Origin of the sequence: Caulobacter sp. (assembly GCF_017744445.1) — a bacterium.
In the GTDB taxonomy this organism is placed as follows: domain Bacteria; phylum Pseudomonadota; class Alphaproteobacteria; order Caulobacterales; family Caulobacteraceae; genus Caulobacter.
Window position 1 is genome coordinate 1 of the sequence record NZ_JAGIBH010000168.1, and the last position, 501, is coordinate 501.

Annotated in this window: 1 protein-coding gene; it reads left to right on the top strand. The window is 66.1% G+C overall.

All coding sequences use genetic code 11. The annotated features are described in order from the left end of the window. Positions 1-214: 214 nt before the first annotated feature. Positions 215-501 (top strand): hypothetical protein (locus tag J7528_RS24245; protein ID WP_291879961.1); only part of this gene is annotated, 287 nt, incomplete at its 3' end.

Genomic DNA, 501 nt, shown 5'->3' on the forward strand with positions numbered 1-501 from the left:
ACCCTGTTGAGCATCCAAATTGATGGTAGTTCCGGAAAAATGCGTTCGCCGGGCTCAATATCGGCGTCAGGTCGAATTCCTTTGAATGAGTGCCTGTGGCCCACCTTGCCTGTGGTTCGCTGATGCGTTTCAGCCCTCGAGCCCGAAATACTGAGTTGCGCTCGATACGGCGTAGTGCATCATGGCTCGCATGAGGCGGGGGCTGGTTCCGATCGTGGCGCTCGTGGCCTGCGCGATGGGCGCGCAGGCGCAGGCGCAGGCGCAGGCGCAGGCGCAGACCGCGCCCGCGCCGAGCCTCAACGATGTCCAGTCGCTGGCGCTCGAGGACAAGCTGATGCCAGCGTTGGTGCTGCTCGAGCAGGTGATGGCGGCCAACCCGGCGACGACCGCCACCGGAGCGCAGTACTGGTCGTTCAGCGGCGACGTCGCCACCGCCGACGAACTCTACGTGCGCCGCGCCGACCCACGCTCGGGACCGCTCCCCGACCTGTCGCAGGCGCA